We start from the raw sequence: 25,868 nt of genomic DNA, 5'->3' as shown, positions 1-25,868 counted from the left end.
ATATATGGGTTATTATCATGAATAACCAAGCCAAGTAAATCACATACTGTTGATACAAGTCAAGTATACAGCTTATGTATTGACCAACTAGACACGTATGAGTTAAAGGATAATAAATAAAAAGAAAAAGTTAAGAAATGCTTATAGGATAAAAATAGTAAGTGATTCAGCATAAGCGTTTTTAGTAGGTAATGCTGCCTAAAAGTTTTGCTCCATCATGCCTTAAAAATTCTCAGCTTGGATATTAATTTTTAATTCCTATTCGGACTTATTTGAAATGTTTCCAAACTTTATTTATCTAGGGAAAACTGCGTAGGCACAGCCCGCTGTAAGCATCGCATTCCAAGAAAAACCTGCTAATAAGATTAATAGCAGATATGCGCTCGCATTACGAATTTCGTACAGCACCATTAGCCTTGAATTTAGGATAAGCAATCCGTTTGTGATGAAATTGCTGCCAAACATCCACAAATATCTGGGCAATTTGTGACATCTCTTCCCGTTTTAATCCTGAATCAGCGAGTTGATTGTCTTGCCATTTCGCACGCAGAATATTATTCAGCATTGTTAAAGCTTGTTCGGTGGAGACATCTTTAAGTGATCGCTTCTCTCCCACACGCTTACCTGAACTTGATGCTTGGAGCGATCGCAACGCTGCTTCACAAGAGTCCGCTAACATCACAATTCCGGTTTCACGTGATTGGGGAATCGGGCCATCGTAGCGGAAATCTGCATCGTCTACTATTAAACTCGGATCTTCCTGAGCCATTTGCTGGGCTTGATGATGGAAATAGGCAATCAGCATCGTTCCCTGATGCTCTGGAATAAAAGCTTGAATTGCTGTCGGTAAAAGGTGTTTCCGCGCCATTACCAACCCTTCAGTTACGTGCTTTTTGATAATTGCTGCACTCTTCCAAGGGTCTTTAATCTCTGTATCATGTTTATTCGGCCCCCCCATTTGATTTTCAATAAAGCCAAGGGGGTCGTGCATTTTGCCAATATCATGATATAATGTACCAGCCCTGACTAGCTCAACATTGCATCCTAGTTCTTTGGCAGCAGCTTCGGCAAGGGTAGCTACAAATAACGTGTGTTGAAAAGTTCCAGGAGTCTCTGTAGCGAGTCGTTTTAATAAGGGCCGATTAGGGTTCGCCAACTCTGCTAAACGGATGGGAGTGACCAAATCGAAAACTTTTTCGAGATAAGGACTCAATCCCAAAGCTACAACACTCCAGCCTAAACCGGATAAAGCAAAAAACCCGGCTTCTCGGAGGACGAGATACCAGGTTGAACCAAATGCTTGACCAATTAAGATTTTAACAACCAGATAAATGCCGCCTTGAGTTAAAGCGATCGCAACCCCTAATAATGCCAATTCTTCACGCGATCGCAATCGTTGCGCTATGTAACTACCTACTATTGCCCCACCAGCACCAGCTAAAAGCGCAGCCTTGCTCATATCCAAGCTAACAGCTAATATCGGCAACAGCAGTCCAACAACTGTTAACCCCAAAGTCGGGCCGTAAAAGCTTCCCAACAATAAACCAAGGGCGCTCCAAGTGGTGTAAGGCAATCCCACTGTCACCAATCCTGGCACACTCAAAGTTAGCAATAACACCAAAAGGCGATCGCGTTGTCGCAATTCGTAATCAATATGTCGTTCTACCCAGACAAAAATGCCAATGGCGATCGCAATTACCCCTGCTAACTTCAACAACCCCCGCCATTTTAGTTCTCGGCGAACCAGGCGATAATGCTCCAGCACCTCTAAGTTCCATGCAGTAATCTGCTCTCCTTTTTTGACAATTACCTCACCACGCCGTACCTCTTCCATCACAGGCGGCACTCCAGCAGCAGCCTTTTGAGCGTTTACTCTCGTTTCTTCTTCATCTTTTTGCAGATTCGGCTTGAGTACAGCTAACAACAGGTTCTTTGCCAAAGGTTCGGCGGATTCTGGTACAAAGGACTGCAATTGCAAACTCACCGCATCCTGTAATATATTTTTTGGCAGTCCTTGTGGGATGCCTTGGGTGAGAATCCGCTCTGCACTCTGATGGATTCCCATTTGTGTTTTTTCCCACTCCACATCTGACAAATCCAAAAGGAATGATTCTTCGTATACTGCTTCTGGGGTAACAGTCTCTAACTGTAAAAGTTTGGTAGTCGCTTCGGTGTATCTTTTGCGTGTTTGGGAAATTTGGGAAATCAGTAAAGACAAGTTTTTCTCAGAAGTTGTGACGCGGTAAGATTCTAGTTCTGCAACGGCTTGAGTAAAATCAGTACTTTGAGAAAAATCAACTGGCTCTGTTTTCTGTGGTGTTGGGCGCGGTTGGCGTTCCTGATTGGGTGCAGCTATAGATGATGAACGGGATGAGGCGGTTTGTCCTGTTCCTTTCTTTTGCTGATTTTTACTATTTTCTACGGCAACTAGTACCGCTTGCCATTCTGAGTCATTACAAGAGCGGAGGTAACGCTGGGTAGAGATGGGCAAAACTACAGGATCAAAAAAAGGAAAAACTCCAGCAACGGCACGAATTTCGTTACCATCATCTAGAAGTTCTTGCAAATTTTCGTTGATTTGTTCGTTCATTCGCGCATCCAGCATCAACACTTGTAAGGAGCTTCTACTGACGGCTTTGCGCTCGGCTTCTGTTTTTTTCTGATCTTCGATTTTAGCTGTATAAGGCGCTGTAATGGTTTGGGGCGCGGGATATCCTACTTGTAGTTGAGTTTGGTTGTATAATTTTTGCCCAATAACGCCTGTAAGGGATAATACAGCGATCGCTAAAATTCCCAGGGAGCGGTGTTCATGCACCCAATCTAAACAGACTGAATAAATACTACTCTTAGTTTTGACCGATTTTGCCTTTGACTGGAGCGCTCTTTCTTGTTTTCGACGAGCGCTTTTCTCATTGGTTTTGGATAAAAATAAGATTACATTCTTCAGGAAAGTCCTTAAAAGTTGCTTTCTATCGCTTTTACTTTTAGGACTTCTCATTAACTTTCCTTTACGGCGTAGTCCTTTGTACTGTCGCCGCCAGTGAGTCAATTGCTGGGTTAAGAACTGCAAAAATTGCTGCATTTTCATTATCTCTGCCTGCAATTGCCTACTTTAATAGCTCAAAAAAAGACAATCATCAGGGAAATTTCATCTGCTACTGTTGCAACTACGGTGACGAGGCTAATTAAAGCTGATTTGCCACAATAGCTACAGACAGAATCTGTCTGAGGTTTGCTGAAAAGTTCTAGTATATAAGACTAGTACACTATAGCAAGGGTCAAAAGCCCCTTGTCTAGTTAATTGAGATGGTAGCTGGATTTAATCCAAGCTGTCCTATATGTTTTATGAAGCTAATTTTGAGAGTTTAGTACCCGCACTATTGTTCGGTGGAAATAAAATTAACGCGATCGAATAACGCGGGGAGCTGCGTAAACTGAAAGCAAAGCCTCCTCATATCCCTGTGTTAACTCTTTGGGATTTAGGTCAATATCATACACTCCTGACCACACCGCCACAAATGCATCGGTCAATTTTAACATTTGGGAAAAGCTACTTAATCCCCATGCTGGAGAATTCCTTTGCAAGAGCAAGACTTGCCAATTTACAGGAATTCCGCCTATACCGTTATATGCTCCTGATAAAGCGCCAGTAATTGCACCTGTAGCCTGTGAGCTTAGGGATGTAGCATCTTGCACTTTAGAATTGTCATTGTGAGTAGCCTGCAAAACTGCAAGGCGAAAGTCTTCTAAGGTACTCAAAAAGCAGTAAAATGCCATAGCAATTGTGTTACTGAGTTTTTCTTCTCTAGCAAACTCAGCTTGCGCCCTTGACAATCCCGCTCCTTGCTCTAATAAATTCTGGACTTTTAATAATTTGTTTGGTATGGATGTTGGTGTTTCACCAAGAAAAGAAATTGTTTGTGGGATGAGGGTTAGAGGGTCGAGTTTTTCAGTTAGGGCAAGAGATATCGCATAAGCTACCGCGAGTGTTCCATCCCGTACTACTGGGTCATCTTCCCAGATTTTGAGTACACGCAGCAAGTTTTGTCGCAGCTTAATCGGATTTTCGTGAAAAAAAAGTGCTATTGGTAGTGTGGCAATAATTATTTTTATCGATATATCACCAGCTGCTGCTAAATGAAGAGATTCTTGCTGCTGACGCGCTATCCAATCATCTAAATCTAATTTACCCAAGTTAATTAAACTCTCAGTACCCAGAATCGCCATTCTGCCTAAATCTAGGTAAATCTGAGACTGTATTTTACCATCAGATGTTAAAGTTTCCCCCAGAAAGGCTCCGAGGAAAGTACCTCTAAATCTACTTATAGGAGAATAACGCATAGAATTTTAGATTTTGGGTCGCACTTTTGGAGCGTTCCCAGCGTAACCTAGATTTGGGATAAAATTATTCAACCCCAAATCTAAACTCTAAAAATCAATTAATTTTTCATTCCTTACGTTTGATTTTTTCTTAAATGATTTACTAAAGCTTGTAAACCCAACAAGTAACTTTGAACGCCAAAACCACTTATTTGCCCGATCGCAACTGGGGCGATGTACGAATGATGGCGAAAATCTTCCCGGCGGTATATATTACTCAGATGCACTTCGACTGTGGGCAAGTTAACAGCCGCGATCGCATCTCGCAATGCCACACTGGTGTGAGTATATGCCCCGGCATTAATTAAAATTCCTTGATGTTGTCCTAATGCCTCATGAATACTATCTACTAAGATTCCTTCATGATTTGACTGCAAGGGAAAAACTTTCACCTGTAACTTGAATCCTTCTTCTTCTAACAGGTGGTTAATTTCAGCTAGTGTCAACGCGCCATAAATTCCTGGTTCTCGCTGTCCTAGCAAATTCAAGTTTGGCCCATGCAGTGCCAGAATGCTTAAGGGTTGTAATGTCGAGTTCAACACTTTGGCTCTAGTGGCGACGACGCGAGCGATCGTTCACAGGAATCGGAATCAGTTCCGGTTCCGGTTCAGCCTCTGGCCCTAACAGGCTTTCAATCAGCCTGCGTGCTAATTCCTTAAGCTTTTCCAGCACCTTTTCTATATAGTCCATGAACTGAATGCTCCTGAGATACTACCTCAAATTTTGATTAACAGGTACGCAGGAAATGGCACATTGTCGTACCTCTGGCTTCCAACCGGGCACAGACACAATCCCGTATTTGGGACATAAGCCACTTCTAAAATTTGGCGTTGTGTTCTCCCTTACTTTTTAGAGTATCACACTTGCAACCTACAGAACTGCATCCTATCAAGGATGAATATCAAGGGTCAAGAGTTTAAAGATCGGACTTTGGACTCTTGACTACGAATTTTAGATTTACGCTAGGGTAGCGTTAGCGAAGCGGTAGCGAGTCATCGAGCGTCCGTAGGTAGGAGCGTCTTTTAGATTTTAGATTTTGCCTACAAGGGGGAGCCACTGCGGTGGACGGATTCTCCGGCATAAAGCAAGTGGCATCGGGGTATGAACCGCAAAATTCTTTTAATCCAAAATCCGAGTTGCACTGGAAGCGCACCAAAGCTATAACCCAAAATCCAAAATCAGTTGACTTACAGTTAGCCTTCTGTGACTTTCTTTTTCGCAGCCGTCGTTGACTTAGCAGTTGACTTAGCAGTTGACTTAGATTTGGAAGTCGTTGATTTAGTCGTTTTGCGAGTCGATTTCGTTGTCGATGCCTTAGCTGCCAATAAGTTAAGCGCCTCAGTCAGGGTTATATCTTCTACAGTTTGACCTTCTGGGATACTCACATTAGTTTTGCCGTGCTTGATGTAAGGGCCATAAGGGCCATCGTAGATGTTAATTGTTTCCCCGTCCTCTGGATGTGGGCCCAATTCGCGTAAGGCTGCCTTGGACTTGCTGTTGGTGGAACTGCGTCCCTTTTTTGGTTCGGACAATAATTCCAATGCACGCTCTAGGCTAATTGTCAACACATTGTCAGCAGCTTTAAGGGAACGGTAATCTTTCCCTTCCTTACCCTGGTCATGAACCACATAAGGGCCAAAGCGTCCCAAACTTGCTTGGATTTTGCTGCCTGTGACTGGGTGAACTCCCAATGTCCGGGGTAGTGCCAATAGACCAACAGCCATTTCCAGGGTAACGGTTTCTGGGGTGACACCTTTGAGTAGGGAGGCTTGTTTCGGTTTGGGGTTTTCGTCGGTTTTATCGCCCAATTGGACATAAGGCCCATAAGCACCGATTTTCACATAAATCGGTTCGCCAGTTTCGGGATGCCGACCTACCTGGTCGGGGCCTGTGATTTTTTGTCGCAGCAAAACTTCTACCTGTTTGGGGTCGAGGTCGGCTGGGGTCAAGTCTTTGGGAATTGAGGCGGTGATTACCCCCTCACCATTTGTAACTTCAATGTAGGGACCATATTTACCAATACGGACTTTGGCATCTAGATTCTCCAGTTCTACAGTCCTAGCTGTGGTGGCATCAATTTGACTTTCCCGTTCTTTTACCAGGGTTTCCAGCCCTTTTTCTCCCAGATAAAATTTCTGCAAGTAGGGTAGCCATTTTACCTCACCTGTAGAAATGTCATCAAGGGTTTGCTCCATCTTCGAGGTAAAACTGGGATCAACAATGTCTGGGAAATGTTTTTCCAGTAAGTCGGTGACGGCGAAAGCGGTGAAGGTAGGAATGAGGGCGTTACTCACCAAATGGGCATAACCTTTGTCAATGATTGTGCCAATGATGCTGGCGTAGGTACTGGGACGACCGATACCTTCACTTTCTAAGGTTTTCACCAAAGAAGCTTCGGTGTATCTAGCTGGGGGTTGAGTTTCGTGTCCAACTGCTTCTAAATCTGTACAATTCGGATGATCTCCGACTTTCAGATTGGGCAAAATTACTTCCTGGTCTTCCAGTGCTGCTTCTGGGTCATCTGAGCCTTCGACGTAGGCACGTAAATATCCAGGAAATTCAATCCGTTTGCCAGAAGAACGGAATCCAGCATCCTCAACTTGCAATTGCACGCTAATTTGAGTTTGGCGGGAATCAGCCATTTGACAGGCGACAGTCCGCTTCCAAATCAAATCGTAAACGGCAAGTTCCCGACCGCCCAAACCAGTTTCTTGGGGAGTGCGAAAAGTGCTACCGGCTGGACGAATTGCTTCGTGCGCCTCTTGTGCGCCTTTGGATTTGGTGGTGTATTGCCGGGGTTGGGGACTGAGGTATTGTTGACCATAAAGCTTTTCTACAGAACTCCGAGCAGCTGCGATCGCTTGATCTGACAAATGCACCGAATCTGTCCGCATATAGGTAATATACCCTTGTTCGTACAAATTCTGGGCAACCCGCATCGTGTCGCGGGCTGAGAGGCGCAATTTCCGGTTAGATTCTTGTTGCAGTGTCGAGGTGGTAAACGGTGGCGACGGCTTGCGCGTCACTGGGCGTTCCTCGATGTCGGTAACACTCCAGGTTTTCCCTGTTAGGCGTTCCTTGAGGGCTACCGCTTGATCTTCGTTGAGCAACAAGACATTGCGACCTGCGATAATTTCTCCAGTCGCTGCATCAAAATCGCTGCCGTTAGCAATTTTGGTTCCTGCCAATGTTACCAACTGGGCACCAAAGGGCGTTTTTTCCTTTGACAAACTGGCTTTCAAATCCCAGTATGTACCCTCATGGAAAGCGCGGCGTTGGCGTTCTCTAGTGACTAAAAGCCGCACAGCTACAGATTGCACCCGCCCAGCAGATAATCCCCAGGCGATTTTCTTCCATAGCAGGGGAGACAGCGTATAACCCACGAGTCGATCTAAAATCCGCCGCGTTTCTTGAGCGCGAACCAACTGCTCATCGATTTGGCGGCAGTTTTTCAGAGCTTTTTTGATTGCCTCTTGGGTGATTTCGTGAAACACCATCCGCTTAGTCGGAACTTTCGGCTTCAGCAATTGGTATAAATGCCAACTAATGCTTTCACCTTCCCGGTCTTCGTCTGTTGCCAGAATCAGTTCATCTACATCTTTAAGGGCTTCTTTAAGCTGGGTGACAATTTTCTTTTTGTCTTTCGGGACAACATATACCGGTTCAAAGTCGGCGTCCACATTTACCCCTAGCTGCGCCCATGTTTCCCCCTTGACGGCAGCAGGAATTTCACTAGCCGACTGGGGTAAGTCACGCACATGACCCATAGACGCTTCCACCCGATAGCCTGCTGGCAGGTAGTTGCGAATGGTACGAGCTTTGGTTGGAGATTCGACGATGACGAGAGTTGACATGGAAATTTCAATAAAAAGAATAGCTACTAAGCTAAACAGTCAAATTGAGGTAATTTTTGCAAATTGTCAAGATAAAAGGTCGCGCTTAGGGCGGTGATTTAATCCTCACATAAACTGTCTGCTTGGGAGAAAATCCCCTGAACTTGTGGCCCAGTCTGTCCCAAAGGATAGAGAAGGCCACGCTGGATTTGAATTTCCAGCTATTTCAATCTTTAACTTATCTAACGCATAATTGGCGACTACAGTTTTAAAATTTGGGGAATTGGCCATGGGAAATGGGGAATGGGGAATGGAAGGGAAGAATAACTATTTATTGACCAATGCCCAATCCCCAATCCCCAATTCCCACTTTCATATAGCTTGTGCCAAAATTAAACCAAACTTGAGAGCAAAAGCGAAGTAGGGTTTGTATCCATGTCAGGAAAGCAAAACTATGAAACCAATTCGTCAAGGTGATGTAATTTTACTGCCTCTGCGGCAAATTGAAGGAAAAAAAATACCTCACTTAACTTTGGCAGAAGGCGAAGTTACGGGGCATAAGCATCGCATTACTGAGAGAAATGCCGAATTATACCAAAAAGATAGCACACTTTGTTTACGTGTGTTTTCTGAGTCGGCATTGCTTGCCATGAGGAGCATAAAGCTATTTCTATTCCCCAAGGTGACTGGATGGTTGAAAATTCAACGGGAATACGAGCCTGAAGGTTGGCGATATGTCGCTGATTGAAAATTTAACACCTGAGCAAGAGGCTTTGATTCCAGTCTATCGGGAAAAGTGGCGAGCGATCGCGCTTTCAACTGAGCGGATTGATAGAGAAAAGGCAGCAATAGCGGTAAAAATAGCTTACGAAGTTCTCGGCTTATCTAAGCCGAGAATTTTATTTTTTGATAGCCCTCTTGCAGCTTTTAAAAGTGTTAATGCTAATTTAAAAAATAGCTACAGCAATCTTGAAAAATATTGGTATCGATGGAATTTACCAGAGCATCTGCTAAAAACATACCATGACTTGTTTAATAAAATCCTTAATTGGTTAGGAGAGTTATTGTCTGAAGATTTATTTTCCTCTCTATCCAATGAACTCTACTTCAACTTAGATATATGTTTTTTCTTCTGGCAACAAGTCATACAGCATTTAATCACTCAAGGAGATATTCCCAATGAAGTTTTGAGCTTCTTAGAGAGCGATATGCGAGTAGAGCCTGAAGAATGGATACAAAGATGCTGTTTGATTGAAATTGGTTTTGTTGTATTCAATGCACCTTACAATTCCACAGGATGGCAGTTATTGCGAGGACTGGTTGAGAATTGTGGTTGGGTTTATCCTTTTAAGGAAATTTGTATAGTATGCGATCGCCCCACAAAATTATCTTTTGACAATGAAAATCGCCTCCACGCTGAAGGCGAAGCAGCTATTGAATTTACTGATGGATATAGCCTCTACTCCTACCACGGCGTAACTTTACCTGAAAAATACGGTAAGATTCACCCGCAGCAATGGCAAGCTGGATGGCTTTTGAGAGAGGAAAACGCCGAACTACGCCGAGTGTTAATTCAGGGTATTGGTTACGCCCGAATCTGCCAAGAACTACAAGCTATTGAATTAGATACTTGGGCTGAATATACACTATTAAAAATTGATGCTGATGAAGAATCAATTCATTTACTAAAAATGACTTGTCCCAGTACAGGCTTTATTCACGCCTTGCGAGTTCCACCGAATATGAACTCAGCGCGTGAGGCAATTGGCTGGGTGAATTGGGGTGTAGACCCAGAGGCATTTGGTGTGCAAACATAATCATGCTTAACTGTATTAGGTTTTATTTTTGAGATCGCATAAAAAAGACGCAAATTTATCTTTTGCGTCTTTTTTGGGAATCTTTAAAATTAGAAACTAAATGTGGTTCTCAGTGCGCCAATCACAACATCATCGTTGTTATTGTTATGATCTGGGGATGTTAGCCAGATGACTCCTGGGGTAATGGTAATATTGTCACTCAGCTTATACTGGTAGAACGCCTCAAGATGATAGGATGTATCGGGATCTGTATCTAATCCTGCGATATTAGAACTTGTTAATCTAGGTTCCACACCGGCAATAATACCAGCCAAACTTCCTTCTTTACCGAGGTCAGGGAAGCCGAGGGTAACGGCATAGTTCCAAATATCAACTTCTCCACGATCGCCATTTAATGTGCGGCTGTTGGTGTATCCAGCCCAACCACCTAAGACTATCTTATCGGTGATGCCGATGGATGCTTGGACACCATAAGAATTACTGGAAAATCGGGAATCTAACGTGCCATCGGCATCTATATCTAAGGGCGCGAGAGTTGCTGCATTGCTACCTGTGAGTAGTGGTTGGTTGTAGGAATTGATGTAAGTTAAACCAATAGTAATGCGATCGCTTGGTTTAACTGTCAACTGTGCCAACGCACCATAAGATCCATTAAACAAACCATTATTAGGTGTAGGGTCATTAGCTGTACCACTCAAATACCCTAAACTCAGTGCCAATTTATCACTGAACTCGTGCGTTACTCCCAAACCCGCGCCATTCATTTGGCCATAAATTGGGTTACGTGTACCAAAGGTGGATAAAGCACCAAAGGAGCCATCACCGTCAAAGAGATTAACAGTAGTGGTAATATCATCTGCTGCACCTGCGTTAGCGATCGCAACAACCTCTGTTTTTTCGCCCAACGGAAATCTGTAGAACAGTGCGTCTATAGCAGCATCAGTAGTACCATCCTCACCAGCAAAAAATAAATTGCCCTCTGGTGTACCAATGTCAGGGGTAAGAATATTATTAGCCTGGATTCTGGTAAACAACGTATCTTTTCCAGTAAAACTCGTCACAAGTTCTATTCGCGCTCGTGCCCCTAAAGTTGTATTTTTATCTGTAATTTCTGCACCGTTAACTGTATTTCCTGACAAAACATCGCTAACGACAGCAACAACTTGTCCTTGCAGTTTGGTTGTGGTTGAGAACTGATTCGCCTCCAATTCAGCAGTTTTAGCTTCTACTGCATCTACACGACCTCGGAGTGTCGCCAGTTCTGCTGAAAAATCTGCTTGCAGCTTTTGTAATGTTGCTAAATCTTGTTTGTTAACTAAATCGCCTGTGGCTGTAGCAATAAGTTCGTTAACGCGATCGAGACAAGCATTCAAACCGGCAGCAAATTCATATCGCGTTAATGCCCGATTCCCGCGATAAGTACTATTTGGGTATCCTGCAATACAGCCATAGCGCTCAACCAAGGACTGCAATGCTTGGAATGCCCAGTCAGTAGGTTGTACATCAGAAAATTGAGATACGGAAGTAACTTGCCCCATTATCTGAGTTTCTGTGTCTGGACTAGCTAAAACCTGCGGTTGATTAATTTCTGAAGTATTGGATATTTCACCTGCAAATGCAGCAGTATTTACAAATAGCACTGCACAGCAAACTGCTGGACTAACTAGCAGATATTTACAGAATTTTTGCATTTTTCTCCTCACACTGATCTCCAATTCACACCCAAAGCACGTTTTTTTAACGTGTATTTTATGCAAATATTTGTCAGTAATATTATCAGAAATAGACAACCTTTTTAACAAAAAAAGTCAATAAATCCTAATTATTAAAGGAAAACTAAATTGCAGAGGGCTGTACCATCTGACAAATTTTTGTTGTTACTCATTACACAGGAAACTGAGAATGATATTATGTATTTTGAGTGAGAATGAGAATTATTATAGTCTAAAATTTAGAATAAGTCTCATATAGGACTTACGCACAGGTAACATAAAATCGTAGACGCATTAGCGAAGCGGTAGCGACGTTCGCGTAGCGTCTCGCAGAGAAGGAGCGTCAGCGGCTTGCCGCAGGCTACCACAGAGGCACAGAGAACACGGAGGAATAAGAGTTTGAGAGGTATTTTGCGTAAGTCCTGTCATAGACTTGCATCGATTTTGAGGAGGAAAACACCGTGATGATGAATGGTAGAGGGCTGATAACATGCAGACAAAGAAGCGGCATCTTGTCCATGATGGCTCTACTAATGTTGTCGATGATTGCTGGCTGTAGCCAATCGAATCCGAATCAGGGAACAATACCTGAACAGTCGCCGCAAACACAGGCGACTGTATCCACGCCAGTAGCGCAGTTAGGAAAAACTAAAGTTGTGACGACATTTTTGCCGATATATTTGTTTACTAAGGCAGTAGCTGGGAATGTGGCAGATGTAGAAATTCTAGTCCCGCCTGGTACGGAGGTACATGAATACCAAGCGACACCCGAAAATGTCAAAGCGATCGCAACTGCGAATGTGTTAGTAAAAAATGGTTTAGGTTTAGAGGAGTTTCTGGAAAATACTGTTAAAAATGCCGAAAATACCAAACTAGCTGAAATTGATGCCAGTAAAGATATTAAACCCTTAAATGAAATTTCACCTATTGTAAAAACAAGGAAAGAGGAAGAAGACCACGCACACGCCCAAGGTAATCCTCATGTTTGGTTAGATCCAGTTTTGGCAAAACAACAGGTAATAAATATTCGGGATGGATTAATTGCTGCCGATCCTGCAAATAAAGCTACTTATGAAGCAAATGCTGCGGCTTATATTAAAGAATTAGAAAGTTTAAATAATGAATTTCAGCAGACTTTACAAAAAACTCCTAGTTGCACCTTTATTACCTTTCATGATGCGTTTCCATATTTAGCAAAACGCTATAACCTCAAGCAAGTTGCTGTAGTGCAAATCCCTGAAGATCAACTTTCACCAACTGATGTGCAAAATGCAGTCAATGCTGTGAGAAAGTACAAAGTTAAAGCTTTATTTAGCGAACCAGGAGTAGATAACAAACTCCTCAGTAGCCTCTCGAAAGACTTGAAATTAACTTTGCATCCTCTAGATTCTCTTGAAACTGGTGAAACAGAGCCGCAACATTACTTCAAGGCAATGAAAGCTAACTTGCAAATTTTGGAAACTTCATGTAAATAGGTTTGTCATTTGTCAGTTGTCCTTTGTCCTTTGTCCTTTGTCCTTTGCAAAAACTAATGACTAATGACTAATCAGGACTTACGCAATAACTCTTTGAAACTCTTATTCCTTTGTGTGTTTTGCGGTTCGTTTTATCATGATTTTGCGTAAGTCCCAATGACCAATGACCAATGACCAATGACCAATGACCAATGACTAATAACCAATGACTAATGACTAATGACATTGCTATTTTAAAAGTAGAAGGATTAACTGTCTATCAAGGTAGTTATCTAGCTGTTCGAGATGTTTCTTTTGAATTGTTGCCTGGAACAGATACAGCCATAGTTGGCCCCAATGGTGCTGGTAAAAGTACCTTAGTAAAAGCGGTTTTAGATTTGATACCTCGAAGTGCTGGTACGATTGAAATCTTCGGTCGCCCAATTGCACGGTTGGGGCATTTACGCCACTTTTTGGGCTATATGCCGCAAAATTTCATCTTTGACCGCAGTTTTCCTATTTCTGTTAGCGAATTGGTGGGACTGGGATGGGCAAAGGAAGGAAAAAAGGGAGATTTATTTTTCTCCAAGCTGTGGAAACAAGACAGAGAAAAATCGGCAGCAGTAGTAGAAGCTTTACGGCGAACTGATGCTTATCATTTACAGCATCAAGCTATTGGTACTCTTAGCGGTGGACAACTTAAGCGGGTTTTATTGGCTTATTGTTTGGTAATGCCTCGGAAACTTTTGGTACTCGATGAAGCCTTTGCTGGTGTTGATGTGCAAGGTTCAGCAGATTTTTACGCTTTGCTAAATGAATTAAAGCGCGAAGAGGGTTGGACGGTATTACAAGTTTCTCATGATATTGATATGGTAAATCGCCATTGCGATCGCGTGCTTTGCCTGAACCAAAGCATTGTTTGTACTGGTAAACCGGAAATTGCCCTTTCACCGCAAAACCTGTTAGCAACCTACGGCCCAGGTTTCAGCCGTTACCAGCACCAACATTAATACCCATAGTATGAATTTCTTCAATGATTGTCAGATAGCTTGGTTAGCGATCGCCAGTAGTAATGACTTGGTAAGCTTATTAACATTCCCCTTTATGCAGCGTGCGATCGTTGGTGCTGTGTTAATGGGAATACTTGGTGGGATGTTGGGTAGTTTTGTCACCTTGCGCCAGTTGTCCTTTTTCAGCCACGCCGTTGGTCATGCAGCGTTAGTAGGTGTGGCATTAGGTGTACTACTCCAAATAAATCCGACTTGGATGCTGTTACCTTTTACCTTGGTTTTTGGCGTTATTGTCCTCTACTTCATCGACAAAACCGACTTAGGTAGCGATAGCGTTCTTAGCATAGTGCTATCTGGGGCATTAGCGATCGGTGTAATTCTCACTAGCCTGATTAAAGGATATCGTGGCAACTTGATGGCTGTGCTGTTCGGCGATATTCTAGCGATCGACACCACAGATTTGATTTTAACGCTGTTAGTACTTGTGGGAGGTAGCATATTTTTACTATCAACCCTGCGACAGCAAATTTTATTGACCCTTAACCCTGATGTCGCACAAGTCCAAGGTATTCCCGTCCAATTGTACCGCTATGTATTTGTGGTTTTGCTTTCACTCGCCGTTGCCGTAGCGATTAAAGCTGTCGGCGTTTTACTGGTGAACGCCTTTTTGGTTATTCCCGCCTCCACTGCCAAATTGATGAGTCACCACTTTAGCCGCTTTCTAGTCATATCGGTGATAGTTGGTTCCATCAGCAGCATTGCTGGCATCATTGTCTCTGGTATTTTCAACCTTGCTTCTGGCCCAAGTATTGTTCTTGTCCAATTTCTGCTATTTATAGCCGTTTTCATCTGGTTTAAGTTGAACTTGAAAGCTGCATAAATCTTTTTTATCCAAAGGCTTGCTATATTTTGGGATGTTTGCTACATTTATTAATCGTGGCTCACAAAAGCCCCAGCCGGGATAGCTCAGTTGGTAGAGCAGAGGACTGAAAATCCTCGTGTCACCGGTTCAAGTCCGGTTCCTGGCATCATCAAAACCCCTTGAAATTCAACGAATTTAAGGGGTTTTTGGTTTCTAATCCCTCAAAAAGAGAGTATAGAGGATAAATGTTCTAGTCTTTATGCCATTTTTGGACGTTTTTGGATACCTTTAGAGACAAAAGTGGTGTAAAAGTGGTGTAAATATTCTAGAGTAGAGGACAAGTACACCATTAATACTTATGTACCAAGATTCTTCTAGGGAACGAGGATATAAAGGATCTATATCAATCATTAGCTCTAATGGTCGAATACAGTTGAGATTTCACTATGCTGGTAAGCGCCATTACTTGTCCACAGGATGGCTAGATACTCCTGCTAGTCGGAAACAGGCAAAACTGAAAGCAGCGGAGATTGAGAAGGATATCTTATATGAGCAGTTGGACGAGACTTTAGCGAAGTACAAACCTGCATCATCTTTAAGTACGGTTACACCAGTTACACCAATTCAAAAACCAAAACCACAGTTAGATGAGTTATGGGACAAATACAGCGAGTTTAAAAAACCGCAAGTTAGCCCCAGTACCTATGCCAAAGACTTCTCTAAACATCGAAATCACATTGCTAAGTTACCGACGCGATCGCTAGATGAGGCATCTGCTATTAGAGATCATCTTTTATCGAATCTCACTCCAGATGCTGCAAAGCGCTGCTTAACCCAACTCAAAGCTTGCTGTAATTGGGCAATGAAAGAGGGATTAATCGACACTAACCCTTTTGCGGCTATGAAAATCAAAGTTCCCAAGGGTACTTCAGAAGAACAGGATATTAATCCATTCAGTAAAGAAGAAAGAAATTTAATTATTCGTACTTTTGCTAGCGATCGCCACTATAGGCATTACACAAACTATGTGCGCTTCCTTTTCTTTACAGGGTGTAGACCATCAGAAGCCGTTGGCTTGAAATGGAAGTATGTTACTAATAGTGTGATTCAATTTCGGGAAACTGTTGTCGTCTCAGAAAATGGTTTAGTTCTCAAAGAGGGACTAAAAACCCAAATAAAACGTGATTTTCCGATTAATTTAGAAGTGCAGGCAATCTTAGATGAGATGAAATCTGAAGAAGATAGTTTTGAATCTCTTGTCTTTACAAGCCCGAAAGGAAAATTCATTGACCATCACAACTTCGCTAATCGTGCATGGAAGTCAATTATAGGTAAATGCAATATCCCTTATCGTAAGAGCTACCAGACACGGCATACCTTTATCAGCTTGTGTGTGGAAGCACATATTAATAGCACCGCGATTGGCAGATTGACTGGAACATCAGCCAAAATGATCGACAACCACTATGGTGCAACCAACTTTACAAATCTCAGACCACCTGAGCTTTCCTAAAATAGTAATGTAAGAGGCTAACCCAAGCGTATTGAGCTATAAATGCTCAAAAAATACTCAAAGTATTGTATGTATTTAATACAAAAAGACCAGCCTCCCACAGCTGGTCTATAAAATATTTTTTTTGCGTTGTCTTCTCAAGAGAGTTAAAACCCAATTGCGCGTTCCCAAAATGCAACGGGCAACTTTTCTTAACAATATTGTAACAGTCAACACAGATTTTTCAGGAATATTCATCAAAAAAAGATATTAGCAAAGCTTAAAAGCCTCTATCTATTAGAAGAATTCAGCAGAACGCAGGGTATAGACTGACAAAACCAGAGGTAGAGGAAGCAGAAAAGAAATGACCAATACTTGTCTACCAAAGTCTGCGCCCTAAGCGTAGCTATGCCGCAGGCTTTACGACTACGCGGTAGTTGAGCGCAGCCGAAACTCAGTACAAGTAACTAGTGACTAATGACTATTTGTGGTTTTCCCCAAAGGATGCTCTCCTGCTTGTAAATTGCAATTCCCGGTTTTGCTCCTTTGGGTTTGTAAACGTGTTTTGGCTGGGTGTAAACTACTGCCACTTGCTCACTCTGACGGGCGCGACTGTAGTAAGCAGCAAGATTAGCGACAAATTGCAAATCAGCTTCTTCTGCCACAGCGCCGGGTTCTAGACGTAGTAGCAGATGACTCCCTGGGATTTCTTGAGCGTGGAACCATAAGTCATAATCCCCAGCTACACGAAAGGTTAATTGGTCATTTTGGCGATTATTGCGGCCGATTAATACTTCAAAGCCACTGGGGGTAAGGTAACGATGAAAGTTAGTGCTAGGAGGTTCATTTGCACTGCGACTGCGATATTCTGGATCTTCTAGATACTTTTGCCCAATCAACTCTTCACGGATTTCTTCTAAAGCTCGTAAATCTTCTGATGTTTTGTAAATGTCTATCTGAGCGATCGCAGCTTCTACTTGTTCTAAATACTCAATTTCTGTCTGCACTTCTAATAGTAGGGGTTCCACGGCAGCACGAGCGCGTTTCAGCTTTTGGTGCTGTTTGTAAAGACTTTGAGCATTTTGGACAGCATTTTTATCTGGCTGGAGAGCGATCGCTACTGGCAAATTTGTATCAAAATCAGCAAGGATAATTTCTTTCATCCCTGGTTGCCAGTTTTGCAGATGAGCCATCAATAAATCAGCTTTTTGTCGATACTCATCAGCTTGATCTGATTGCTGCAAGCGCGTCTTAAAGGTTTGAGCCTTGTTGCGTAATTTCACCAGAATATTATTTAATTTCTGACTCAACTGATGGCGCAATTGAGAAAATAACTGTTGGTCAATTTGGTTACTATAGTAACGGTTGAGCAACTCCTGGATATCTTTGACTTTTTCCACTACACCCCAACCCATTACGGTGTAACCATCTTTTGTCCAAGCGGGTTGAAATTTCTTGGAATCCAAAGCTTGCAGCCATTCTTGCCAACGCTCAAACAACCTTCGCCAGTCGTCGGGGTTGAGAGTATCGGTAGATGTTTCTGGTGCGATATTTGCTTCTAACAGCATTAACTCCAACAACGCTGCACTCAAACCACTATAACTTTTCAGTAATTGCCGCTTGATTGCTCCTGGTACTAAACTTACCCGTTCTTGCCAACGTTCTTGGGATTCGCTCAAACTGGGGACAGTTCCAGTCAGTTTTGGTGGTGTTTCATAAGGTTGTCCGGTTTGGATGGGACGGACACTAGATTGTTGCTGGCTGACTTGATGGGCTGCGGTGATAATTATATTGCTAGCGTCGGTGAGAATAACGTTGCTATATTTGCCCATAATTTCTGCATAGACATGATACAGGGCGCTTTCTCCGGGACGACGGGCAAATTGTAAATCGATAACACGCTCCCAAGGTGCGATCGCTTCAATACCCACCAATGCCAAACCACCCAATTGGTGTATCAGTTGTTGGCTAAAGGTAAAGGTATCTGGCGATCGCGGTGGCGGATCGCCAATACAAATATGTGCAGCTTGGGGATGCCAAGAAATCTGTAGCCAATCACGCTGTTTCAGAGTGCGTAATGCTATGGCAATAGTATAGCGATCGCGCTGATAAACCTGTTCTGTCCGCGAGGGCAGCCAGTTAGCGCGTATCTCGCTACAAGTAGCTGTAAGGGTAGTGAAATCAACTGGTTGCATAGCCGTTCGCGTTCAAAGGTCGATGCTCAGTATACTTCCATCATCTCTAATATTGATATTAATGTAGGCATAAATATGATCTCGGAAAAAATGTAGAGACGCAAAATTTTGCGTCTCTCTACAGAATTTATCGGTTGTGTAAAATGATTTTATTCGAGTGTATTAAGTTGCTTGAACCCTATTTAGCAACCAATGCAGGTTTTTTTGCTGATGGTTCCAACAATTGGATGTAAAGTTCACTCAACTGAGTTGCGACACCATGCCAACTAAATTTGCTTTCAGTACGCTTTCTGCCAGCTTTACCCAATTCGTCTCGCCACTCTGGATTAAAGAGAATTCGGTCAATAGCAGACGCAAAAGCACCTACATCTTGTGGTGGTGCTAATAAACCAGTTTGTTCATTAACTACAGTAAACTGAAGTCCACCAACATCACTAGCCACAACCGGCGTACCACTTGCCATCGCTTCGATCGCTACGAGTCCAAAGGGTTCGTAGTGACTAGGAACAACGCAGACATCGGCAGCTGCGTAATAAGTTGGTAAAATATCTTGACTGAGACGACCAGCAAAGATGGTCAAATCACTGATTCCTAATTCGTGGACGATTTGCTCAATGCGATCGCGCTCAATGCCGTCGCTGTTACCTGGAGTACTACCACCGCCAATAATTAGCTTGAGATTATTAGAATCGCGTAGTTCAGACTCGTTAACTGCACGCACCAAGGTTTCTATACCTTTGCGTTGGTCAAAACGCCCTACATATAATACAACTTTGGCATCTTTGGCAATTTCCAGTTCAGCCCTGGCTGCTTCTCGCCCAATGGAACCAAAGCGCTGAATATCTGTACCGCAGGGAATGATATCGATATTGCCTTCAGTGGAAACTAGCGATCGCATGTGTTCCTGTTCTTGCGGACTTGTCGCCACAATTCGCTCTGCTGTTTCCAATACCTGTTTTTCTACTGCTAATCGCTGACTGGCAATCAGAGGGATATTTTCTATCGTATTGTATTTGACGGCTCCTAATGAGTGGTAGGTGTGAACTTGTTTACTCTGTTGGATTTTCTTTAACTCCATCCCCACCCAACTAGAGAGCCAATAGTTAGTGTGAACTAACTCGTATTTAATCTCATTTTTTACCTGAAATTTGAGGAAATTATCCACAAATTCTGGCAAATATTCAAAAATTTCATCTCGCGGCACAAACTCAAGGGGCCCAGCTTTTAAACGAATAGTTCGACAATTGTCCCCATGTTCAACAATCAAGTCTTGCTCTAGACTTGCTTTGCGGGTAAACATATCAACTTGCCATCCCAGCTGCGCTAGTGCTTCACCCACTTGGCGCACATAAACATTTTGTCCCCCAGCTTCTTCTTTCCCTATTTCAATCGCCGGATCTCCGTGGACGGAAATCAAGGCGATACGTTTTTCGGTGGTAGAGTTCATAGTTTGTGTGTTGCTGATTTTAACAAAGCTCTAGGCTCTTTCAAGTTCGTGTGTAACACACGTGCTTGAATTGTTGAGAAACTTTGATTAATATTTATTTTAATTTAATATACCTAATATTTTTTTACATCTTCTGCCAGAAGTATAATTTTAAGTTAAGTATTTATATTTAATTTCTTTAGATAGAGGAAAATTTATACCTCATATTTCATACTTTTGATAGATAAAAGTTATAGTTTTTCACCTTTTTTTATGCTTGTCTAAATTAATTAAATAAATACTTAACCTTTATTTGACAAATTGACAGCAGAAATTAGGAGTTAGAAGTTATATTCACCACGCCAAAACTCCCACCCACAAGGGAATAAGATTTTTAATTTTTCTGAGAAATTGTAAACAACTATCCAACTAAAAAATTGGACCTGAAGTCAAGTACAGTCTTAATTTTGGGGTGTATGTAAAATTTACCAATATTTATGAGTGTAGCTAAGTAGCTCACAGACAATACTATATGTTTTTTTAACAACCTGAGAAGTGGGATTAACATTTGCTGACTATAGATAAACCTCTATTAATTCTCCTTGACGCTTGATGCCTGGGTATAATTTACAACTAATAAAATCTTTACTTCTGACAGATATTGAACTTAAAAGCAGCTAGCACAATTAACTGACTGCGTTGAACTCAAGTTATATTAAGTAGTTATAATAACTGTTAAATATTGATGCAAAATCGGGTACTTTATTGAATTTGCTTCGAAAAGTTTCAGATTATATTTTCAATCATTAATAAATTTCAGGAGCAAATCAGGTGTTTACTTCAACCTTACTCGCTGCTGCAACTACACCCCTGCAATGGAGTCCAACTGTTGGACTGATTATCATTATTGCTAATATCATTGCCATTGCCTTTGGTAAATCGACCATCAAATATCCCAATGCAGAGCCAGGACTACCCTCAGCTAATCTTTTTGGTGGTTTTGGTTTACCAGCCCTTTTAGCAACCACTGCCTTTGGTCATATCTTGGGAGTGGGCGCTGTTTTAGGGCTGCATAACCTAGGAAGAATTTAGCAAGAAAGGCAGAGGGCAGAAGGCAGGAGGCAGAAGGAATACTGTTTCCTGCGCTCTGCCACGACCGGAGGGAGTAAGGGTTAAAGCCCCACTCCAAAATCTCTGATTTGGTGTCCTGCAATACAGTGTAGGCTTCCGACCTACACTGTATTGCAACCTTCTGCCCTCTGCCTCCTGCCTTCTTCACATTCTTGCCCAAGTTAGCCTTTATTTGATGATTCTTTTGTCTCCAGCATTGAGCCAGAGAGTGTTAATTCTCTGGCTCTTTTTTGTAGATAAATTATCTAATATTTTGTAAATTGCTCTTAAATTCTAATCTGTACTAACTCTTAACGAATGTCCACTCAAGTACCTTGATGGGGGCTTCTTGTAGCGCTTGAGTTAGTTGGGCACTGCTCTCAAATTTTACCTGGGAAAGGTCGCAGGCTTCGACGTTGACCGTAAATTTATCGTTTTCGAAGGGCCAGGGTTTGACAACAACCAAGTTATCACTGCGCTGCATGATGTCATAGCGATCACCTTCAGGGCCCTTGCTAATTTCTAAAAACCGCTCATCGTCAGGTAATTCTTGCTGACATAAGATCAGAGAAAGGCGATCGCACCACTGCATAAATGCATAAGCTGCATCAACTTCCTCCTTTTTTATCCCCAGTTCCTTGCGCCAACGTTGCTGGTTTTGAAGTTGCTCATCCAGAAGTTTGTCTAGTTTGGAACCCTTACCCCGGCTTCCCTCATTTAGACGGCTGATGTGCATGGAAATTAATAAAGCTACCCATCGTCCACGGTAAAGGGCATTCTTTGCCAAATCTGCCAATTTCTGTACCCCAGCATCTACATCGGCATTTGAGGACAGCATAAAGTCCTTTGGCGCACCGGCTTCAGTCAGAATATCTTCTTCCCACTCTTTCTCTAAATCATCGTGATGAGAAATTGCCGCGATGGTTTCATATAATCTTACTGGCGCATCTTTACGTCGCCATTGCCCCGCCAGTTGAGCTGCTAATAAAGCATGGGCACGATGGTAAATGACTTCCCAACCATTTGGGGTAGCGTTGACAATCACAAATTAATCTCCTGATTTTTAGTTTTAATTTTGAGTTGAATCTGAATTCAGAAACGTCGGGCTAGATATTGAAGAGGCGATCGCTCTGACTTTTTCAGTGTGACTTATGATTTACACCCATTTTAATTTGAGTGCAATATAGTCCATCCTTCGTAACGCAGAGATATGTAGCTAATATTCCCCACTTCTTTAAAAAGTCGGGAGTATGATTGTTTACTAACCTTCGGTCGAGGAAACAGGGAACAGTGAAGATTTTTGCTTAGATGCCCCCTTTTTTAGGGGCAAAAACCTCTCAAAATCCTCCTTTCTAAGGAGAATTTTGGAGGATCTACTACATTTTGGTTTTGTAGAGACATCTGTGTACCCTGTAGCCTAAAAAAGGGAAGGGTTAGCGGAGATAAATAAGTACCCAAAATCACAGGTAAATACTTTTCAACAAACTTCTAAGAGTGGCTTTCTAGGGGATTTGCAATGTATTTGAATGTTGGCTCAGAATTCCAAGGGCCACGTTCATCTTGACCATTACCGTTTGTAGATAGGTTGTAGTAAAGAGCAACAGTTTCATCTGGCTTAATATTACCAAAGAACGGATCTGTCAACTTACCCAGCGAATCTAGAGCTTTCATAAACATCTGGGTATGAGAAATTTCCCGTGTTAACAGATGGACTAAAGTTTCTTGGGTTCCTTTGTCAGTTGCCAACTTAATTAACTCTTCGTAAGTCTGACGAGCGCCGGCTTCTGCTGCAACATTAGCCCTTAAATCACGGACTACATCTCCACCTTCATTCAAGTAACTTGCAGTCCAAGCATTACCTTGACTATCTAGAAAATGAGGCCCAATCCCTCGAACTGCAAAGAGAGTACTCTTATAAGCCTCTGTTTGATCCACATTTTTGGTATGAGCCTCAATCAGTTTACCAACCATTTCTAAATGGCTGAATTCCTCGATTGCGATGTCTTGGAGCATATCTTTAATACCAGCATTTTCAACATGGAATGATTGCACCCAATATTGTAAAGCTGCACTAAGTTCTCCAGTCGCTCCGCCAAATTGCTCTAAAAGTAATTGAGCAAAACGAGGGTTTGGTTCAGTAACGTTAACTGCATGAATAGGCTCTTTTTTGTGAAAAAACATAGATTTACACTTCCAAAAATTATCATGTTACAGAAGGGATTGAATGGTCTTTTAGGATTGTTCCAGAGAGAGCTAATTTGATGTTTGATAGCTTCTCAACCTGGGAAACTATAAGACCTGTCAGTGTTGATAACTGCCAATCAGCGATTAGGCATTGCTGCTTCTTCTGATTAATCCCCATAGATAAATAGCAACAATTGCACCAAGCACAGCCACTAAAATACCAGGAAGAGTTAAACCAGCGCCAGCCGCAGTAATTTGCAGAGTTCCTGTTCGCAATAGGGTAAACAGACTTCCACCGACAAAAGCACCAATGATACCTAAAATCATTGTGGAGAGAATTCCACTACCTTGATAGCCAGGATAAATGGCTTTAGCAATCGCACCTGCCAAAAGTCCTAAAACTACCCAAGCAATAATACTCATAACTGCCTCAACAATCTCACTTGTATCTAAGTTATCAACTCTAGTTCACAATTCTTTCTACCAGATGGGATAAATGCTAAATCCAAAAGTTAGACAAAAAGTTTACATACAAATTAGATGGGAATTGCAATTTGGCGTTTATAGCATGAAAATACTCAACGATTTTTGGCAGGCAGATAAATAATTAATTATTAAATCTCTAATATTCTTCTATTAAGCTTTACTAGTTAAATAACAAGATGCTGAAAATAACATATTTTTTGGTTTATTAGAAAAATCGGTAATCTAAATTTTGATATATCTATCTGGAGATATAATTAAATAATCTAACTTTTTAGGGATGTATAAAAATATTTTTCTATCAAATTGGAAACTTGATATTTAATAAATTTGGTTTTGGACATTTTTATTTAAAAATTAAATGTATAGTGAAAAATTAGATCCCCAATTTCTTTAATAAATCAGGGATATAAAGGCTGCAAAAATTCGCCAATGATTTGCGGCTGTTTTAAATAGCACGAGAGAATTTTGTCTCTCGCATTTTTGTGTGGGTATCAAATATAACAGCAATATTTCTGACTAGTAATCGACCAATATCTGTAATCTGGATCTGATTTTTTGATAAACTGACCAGACCATCAGCTTCTAGTGGTTTTAATGCCTCTAGCTCCTCAGAGAAATATTCATCAAAGTTGATTTGATATTTATTTTCAATATCTTGCTTGTGTAACTGAAAGTGAGACATAATACCCATGATTACATCCCTTCTGATAATATCATTTTGACTAAGCTTGACACCTTTGCTAACAGGTAAATTACCTGATGCAATTGTCTGATAATAATCTTTTAGTTCCTTGTGGTTTTGAGCATAAGCATCTTCTAGCATACTGATGGATGTAGAACCAAAGCCAAACAATTCTGTTTCTGCGTGGGTAGTGTAGCCCTGGAAATTACGCTTGAGAGTGCCATTGCGTTGAGCGATCGCTAGTTCGTCATTAGTTTTCGCAAAGTGATCCATGCCAATAAATAAATATTGGTTACTCGTCAATTCTTCAATAGTCATTTTTAGAATATCTAACTTTTCTTCGGCTGCTGGTAGCGCTTCTTGAGGAATATTTTTTTGCGTCGGTTTGAGCCAGGGAACATACGCAAAGTTAAAGACAACAATTCGGTCAGGATCTAACTCAATTGTCTTTTTCAGTGTTTCTTGAAATGTCTCGCGGGTTTGATAGGGTAAACCATAAATTAGGTCTACATTCACACTCTCAAACTTAGCTTCCTTCACCCAACTCATGACATCAAAGAGCATTTTTTCTGGCTGAACACGATTTACAGCTACTTGAACTTGGCTATTAAAATCCTGAATGCCGAAACTAATGCGGTTAAACCCAATCTCTCTGAGAAAGAAAATGTAGTTTTTATCGATATAGCGGGGATTAATCTCAATTGAGATTTCTGCTTGTGGATCGATGTTGAAATAGCGATTGATGTTTTTCCATAAAAATTCTACTTGGTGATGATCCAAGTAATTAGGAGTACCACCTCCCCAATGGATTTGCAGCACTTTTCTGTCTGGATCGATTAAAGCTGCGGTGTTTTTAATGTCTTGAACCAGAGACTCGACGTAAGGTTTAGCAATATTCTTGTTGTTGGAAATTACTGTGTTGCAGCCGCAGAAGTAGCAAGCGCTTTGGCAAAAGGGGATGTGGAAATATAAACTCATAGGAGTTTGGCGTTGATTAGATGCTGCGATCGCGGCCTTAAAATCAGTTTCAGTGAATGTTTCGCTTAACTCTGTAGCGGGCGGGTAACTAGTGTATCTAGGTGCGCGAGTATCGTACTTTTGAATCAGATCCAGATCAAACTTAACACCAGGTAATAGAAAAACCATTGAGTTGCTTTCCAATGAATGTGTGAAGCGAAGGGGAATAGGGAGTAGGGAGCAAGAACTATTGACTAATGACCAAATG

19 protein-coding genes and 1 tRNA gene are annotated in these 25,868 nt (G+C 41.8%); 8 read left to right on the top strand and 12 right to left on the bottom strand.

Annotated elements, in window-relative coordinates:
- Positions 1-388 precede the first annotated feature (388 nt).
- The 5 genes from GNF10_RS12130 to topA form a co-directional block, all read right to left on the bottom strand.
- The gene (locus tag GNF10_RS12130; RefSeq protein ID WP_185581909.1) at positions 389-3,088 is read right to left on the bottom strand and encodes an HD family phosphohydrolase; all 2,700 of its coding nucleotides are present in this window, start codon (positions 3,086-3,088) and stop codon (positions 389-391) included.
- A 311-nt stretch (positions 3,089-3,399) separates the two neighbouring features.
- A complete protein-coding gene (locus GNF10_RS12125; protein ID WP_185581910.1) occupies positions 3,400-4,341 on the bottom strand; it encodes an ADP-ribosylglycohydrolase family protein in 942 nt (313 codons plus the stop codon).
- A 113-nt stretch (positions 4,342-4,454) separates the two neighbouring features.
- Complete coding sequence (gene aroQ / locus GNF10_RS12120; RefSeq protein WP_185581666.1) at positions 4,455-4,922, bottom strand: type II 3-dehydroquinate dehydratase; 468 nt, start codon at positions 4,920-4,922, stop codon at positions 4,455-4,457.
- A 7-nt stretch (positions 4,923-4,929) separates the two neighbouring features.
- Complete coding sequence (locus GNF10_RS12115; protein ID WP_012410890.1) at positions 4,930-5,070, bottom strand: hypothetical protein; 141 nt, start codon at positions 5,068-5,070, stop codon at positions 4,930-4,932.
- A gap of 503 nt (positions 5,071-5,573) precedes the next feature.
- Positions 5,574-8,234, bottom strand: coding sequence for a type I DNA topoisomerase (gene topA / locus GNF10_RS12110; RefSeq protein WP_185581665.1), 2,661 nt, complete (start codon positions 8,232-8,234; stop codon positions 5,574-5,576).
- 433 nt (positions 8,235-8,667) lie between these two features.
- On the opposite strand from topA, the gene GNF10_RS12105 reads away from it, so the two are divergent.
- Together GNF10_RS12105 and GNF10_RS12100 are read left to right on the top strand one after the other, a co-directional pair.
- Positions 8,668-8,961 (top strand): hypothetical protein, encoded by a 294-nt coding sequence (locus GNF10_RS12105; protein WP_260446032.1) that lies wholly within the window; start codon positions 8,668-8,670, stop codon positions 8,959-8,961.
- Complete coding sequence (locus tag GNF10_RS12100; protein ID WP_185581664.1) at positions 8,948-10,030, top strand: DUF6745 domain-containing protein; 1,083 nt, start codon at positions 8,948-8,950, stop codon at positions 10,028-10,030. Before GNF10_RS12105 ends, GNF10_RS12100 begins: the two co-directional genes overlap by 14 nt.
- 89 nt (positions 10,031-10,119) lie before the next feature.
- On the opposite strand, the gene GNF10_RS12095 is transcribed toward GNF10_RS12100, so the two are convergent.
- On the bottom strand, positions 10,120-11,721 hold the full coding sequence (locus GNF10_RS12095) for an iron uptake porin (protein WP_185581663.1): 1,602 nt from the start codon (positions 11,719-11,721) through the stop codon (positions 10,120-10,122).
- Positions 11,722-12,209: 488 nt separating this feature from the next.
- On the opposite strand from GNF10_RS12095, the gene GNF10_RS12090 reads away from it, so the two are divergent.
- The 5 genes from GNF10_RS12090 (at position 12,210) to GNF10_RS12070 (ending at position 16,581) form a co-directional block, all read left to right on the top strand.
- The gene (locus tag GNF10_RS12090; RefSeq protein ID WP_185583329.1) at positions 12,210-13,217 is read left to right on the top strand and encodes a metal ABC transporter substrate-binding protein; all 1,008 of its coding nucleotides are present in this window, start codon (positions 12,210-12,212) and stop codon (positions 13,215-13,217) included.
- 212 nt (positions 13,218-13,429) lie between these two features.
- Positions 13,430-14,206 (top strand): metal ABC transporter ATP-binding protein, encoded by a 777-nt coding sequence (locus GNF10_RS12085; protein WP_185583328.1) that lies wholly within the window; start codon positions 13,430-13,432, stop codon positions 14,204-14,206.
- 10 nt (positions 14,207-14,216) lie between these two features.
- On the top strand, positions 14,217-15,086 hold the full coding sequence (locus GNF10_RS12080) for a metal ABC transporter permease (RefSeq protein ID WP_185583326.1): 870 nt from the start codon (positions 14,217-14,219) through the stop codon (positions 15,084-15,086).
- A gap of 75 nt (positions 15,087-15,161) precedes the next feature.
- Positions 15,162-15,234: transfer RNA gene (locus tag GNF10_RS12075), tRNA-Phe, on the top strand.
- A 192-nt stretch (positions 15,235-15,426) separates the two neighbouring features.
- Complete coding sequence (locus GNF10_RS12070; RefSeq protein ID WP_185583324.1) at positions 15,427-16,581, top strand: site-specific integrase; 1,155 nt, start codon at positions 15,427-15,429, stop codon at positions 16,579-16,581.
- A gap of 446 nt (positions 16,582-17,027) precedes the next feature.
- Here GNF10_RS12070 and GNF10_RS12065 read toward each other — a convergent pair whose 3' ends face one another.
- Positions 17,028-18,755: an NFACT family protein gene (locus tag GNF10_RS12065; RefSeq protein ID WP_185583322.1), complete on the bottom strand. Its 1,728-nt coding sequence runs from the start codon at positions 18,753-18,755 to the stop codon at positions 17,028-17,030.
- A gap of 178 nt (positions 18,756-18,933) precedes the next feature.
- Positions 18,934-20,202, bottom strand: coding sequence for a glycosyltransferase family 1 protein (locus tag GNF10_RS12060; RefSeq protein ID WP_185583320.1), 1,269 nt, complete (start codon positions 20,200-20,202; stop codon positions 18,934-18,936).
- An 810-nt stretch (positions 20,203-21,012) separates the two neighbouring features.
- Between GNF10_RS12060 and psaK the strand changes: the two genes are divergently transcribed.
- A complete protein-coding gene (gene psaK / locus GNF10_RS12055; RefSeq protein ID WP_185584951.1) occupies positions 21,013-21,273 on the top strand; it encodes a photosystem I reaction center subunit PsaK in 261 nt (86 codons plus the stop codon).
- A 322-nt stretch (positions 21,274-21,595) separates the two neighbouring features.
- Here psaK and GNF10_RS12050 read toward each other — a convergent pair whose 3' ends face one another.
- The 4 genes from GNF10_RS12050 to hemN all read right to left on the bottom strand — a co-directional run bounded on the left by GNF10_RS12050 (position 21,596) and on the right by hemN (position 25,789).
- The gene (locus GNF10_RS12050; protein ID WP_185584950.1) at positions 21,596-22,336 is read right to left on the bottom strand and encodes a DUF3891 family protein; all 741 of its coding nucleotides are present in this window, start codon (positions 22,334-22,336) and stop codon (positions 21,596-21,598) included.
- 443 nt (positions 22,337-22,779) lie between these two features.
- Positions 22,780-23,472, bottom strand: coding sequence for a manganese catalase family protein (locus GNF10_RS12045; RefSeq protein WP_185584949.1), 693 nt, complete (start codon positions 23,470-23,472; stop codon positions 22,780-22,782).
- A 147-nt stretch (positions 23,473-23,619) separates the two neighbouring features.
- Positions 23,620-23,898 carry a GlsB/YeaQ/YmgE family stress response membrane protein gene (locus GNF10_RS12040; protein WP_185584948.1) on the bottom strand — a complete coding sequence of 93 codons (279 nt, stop codon included), beginning with the start codon at positions 23,896-23,898 and terminating at the stop codon, positions 23,620-23,622.
- A gap of 508 nt (positions 23,899-24,406) precedes the next feature.
- A complete protein-coding gene (gene hemN, locus GNF10_RS12035) occupies positions 24,407-25,789 on the bottom strand; it encodes an oxygen-independent coproporphyrinogen III oxidase (protein ID WP_185581788.1) in 1,383 nt (460 codons plus the stop codon).
- Positions 25,790-25,868 lie beyond the last annotated feature (79 nt).

This window comes from Nostoc sp. UCD121 (assembly GCF_014222285.1).
Lineage (GTDB): Bacteria > Cyanobacteriota > Cyanobacteriia > Cyanobacteriales > Nostocaceae > Nostoc.
The sequence above is the reverse complement of the archived record's forward strand: the minus strand, read 5'-3'. Positions and strand labels throughout refer to the sequence as shown.

Bases quoted from the DNA above. Each gene is read 5' to 3' on its own strand.
- GNF10_RS12130 (WP_185581909.1), bottom strand. From the start codon at position 3,088: ATGAAAATGCAGCAATTTTTGCAGTTCTTAACCCAGCAATTGACTCAC.
- GNF10_RS12125 (WP_185581910.1), bottom strand. From the start codon at position 4,341: ATGCGTTATTCTCCTATAAGTAGATTTAGAGGTACTTTCCTCGGAGCC.
- GNF10_RS12115 (WP_012410890.1), bottom strand. From the start codon at position 5,070: ATGGACTATATAGAAAAGGTGCTGGAAAAGCTTAAGGAATTAGCACGC.
- topA (WP_185581665.1), bottom strand. From the start codon at position 8,234: ATGTCAACTCTCGTCATCGTCGAATCTCCAACCAAAGCTCGTACCATT.
- GNF10_RS12105 (WP_260446032.1), top strand. From the start codon at position 8,668: ATGAAACCAATTCGTCAAGGTGATGTAATTTTACTGCCTCTGCGGCAA.
- GNF10_RS12100 (WP_185581664.1), top strand. From the start codon at position 8,948: ATGTCGCTGATTGAAAATTTAACACCTGAGCAAGAGGCTTTGATTCCA.
- GNF10_RS12095 (WP_185581663.1), bottom strand. From the start codon at position 11,721: ATGCAAAAATTCTGTAAATATCTGCTAGTTAGTCCAGCAGTTTGCTGT.
- GNF10_RS12090 (WP_185583329.1), top strand. From the start codon at position 12,210: ATGAATGGTAGAGGGCTGATAACATGCAGACAAAGAAGCGGCATCTTG.
- GNF10_RS12085 (WP_185583328.1), top strand. From the start codon at position 13,430: ATGACTAATGACATTGCTATTTTAAAAGTAGAAGGATTAACTGTCTAT.
- GNF10_RS12080 (WP_185583326.1), top strand. From the start codon at position 14,217: ATGAATTTCTTCAATGATTGTCAGATAGCTTGGTTAGCGATCGCCAGT.
- GNF10_RS12070 (WP_185583324.1), top strand. From the start codon at position 15,427: ATGTACCAAGATTCTTCTAGGGAACGAGGATATAAAGGATCTATATCA.
- GNF10_RS12065 (WP_185583322.1), bottom strand. From the start codon at position 18,755: ATGCAACCAGTTGATTTCACTACCCTTACAGCTACTTGTAGCGAGATA.
- GNF10_RS12060 (WP_185583320.1), bottom strand. From the start codon at position 20,202: ATGAACTCTACCACCGAAAAACGTATCGCCTTGATTTCCGTCCACGGA.
- GNF10_RS12045 (WP_185584949.1), bottom strand. From the start codon at position 23,472: ATGTTTTTTCACAAAAAAGAGCCTATTCATGCAGTTAACGTTACTGAA.
- GNF10_RS12040 (WP_185584948.1), bottom strand. From the start codon at position 23,898: ATGAGTATTATTGCTTGGGTAGTTTTAGGACTTTTGGCAGGTGCGATT.
- hemN (WP_185581788.1), bottom strand. From the start codon at position 25,789: ATGGTTTTTCTATTACCTGGTGTTAAGTTTGATCTGGATCTGATTCAA.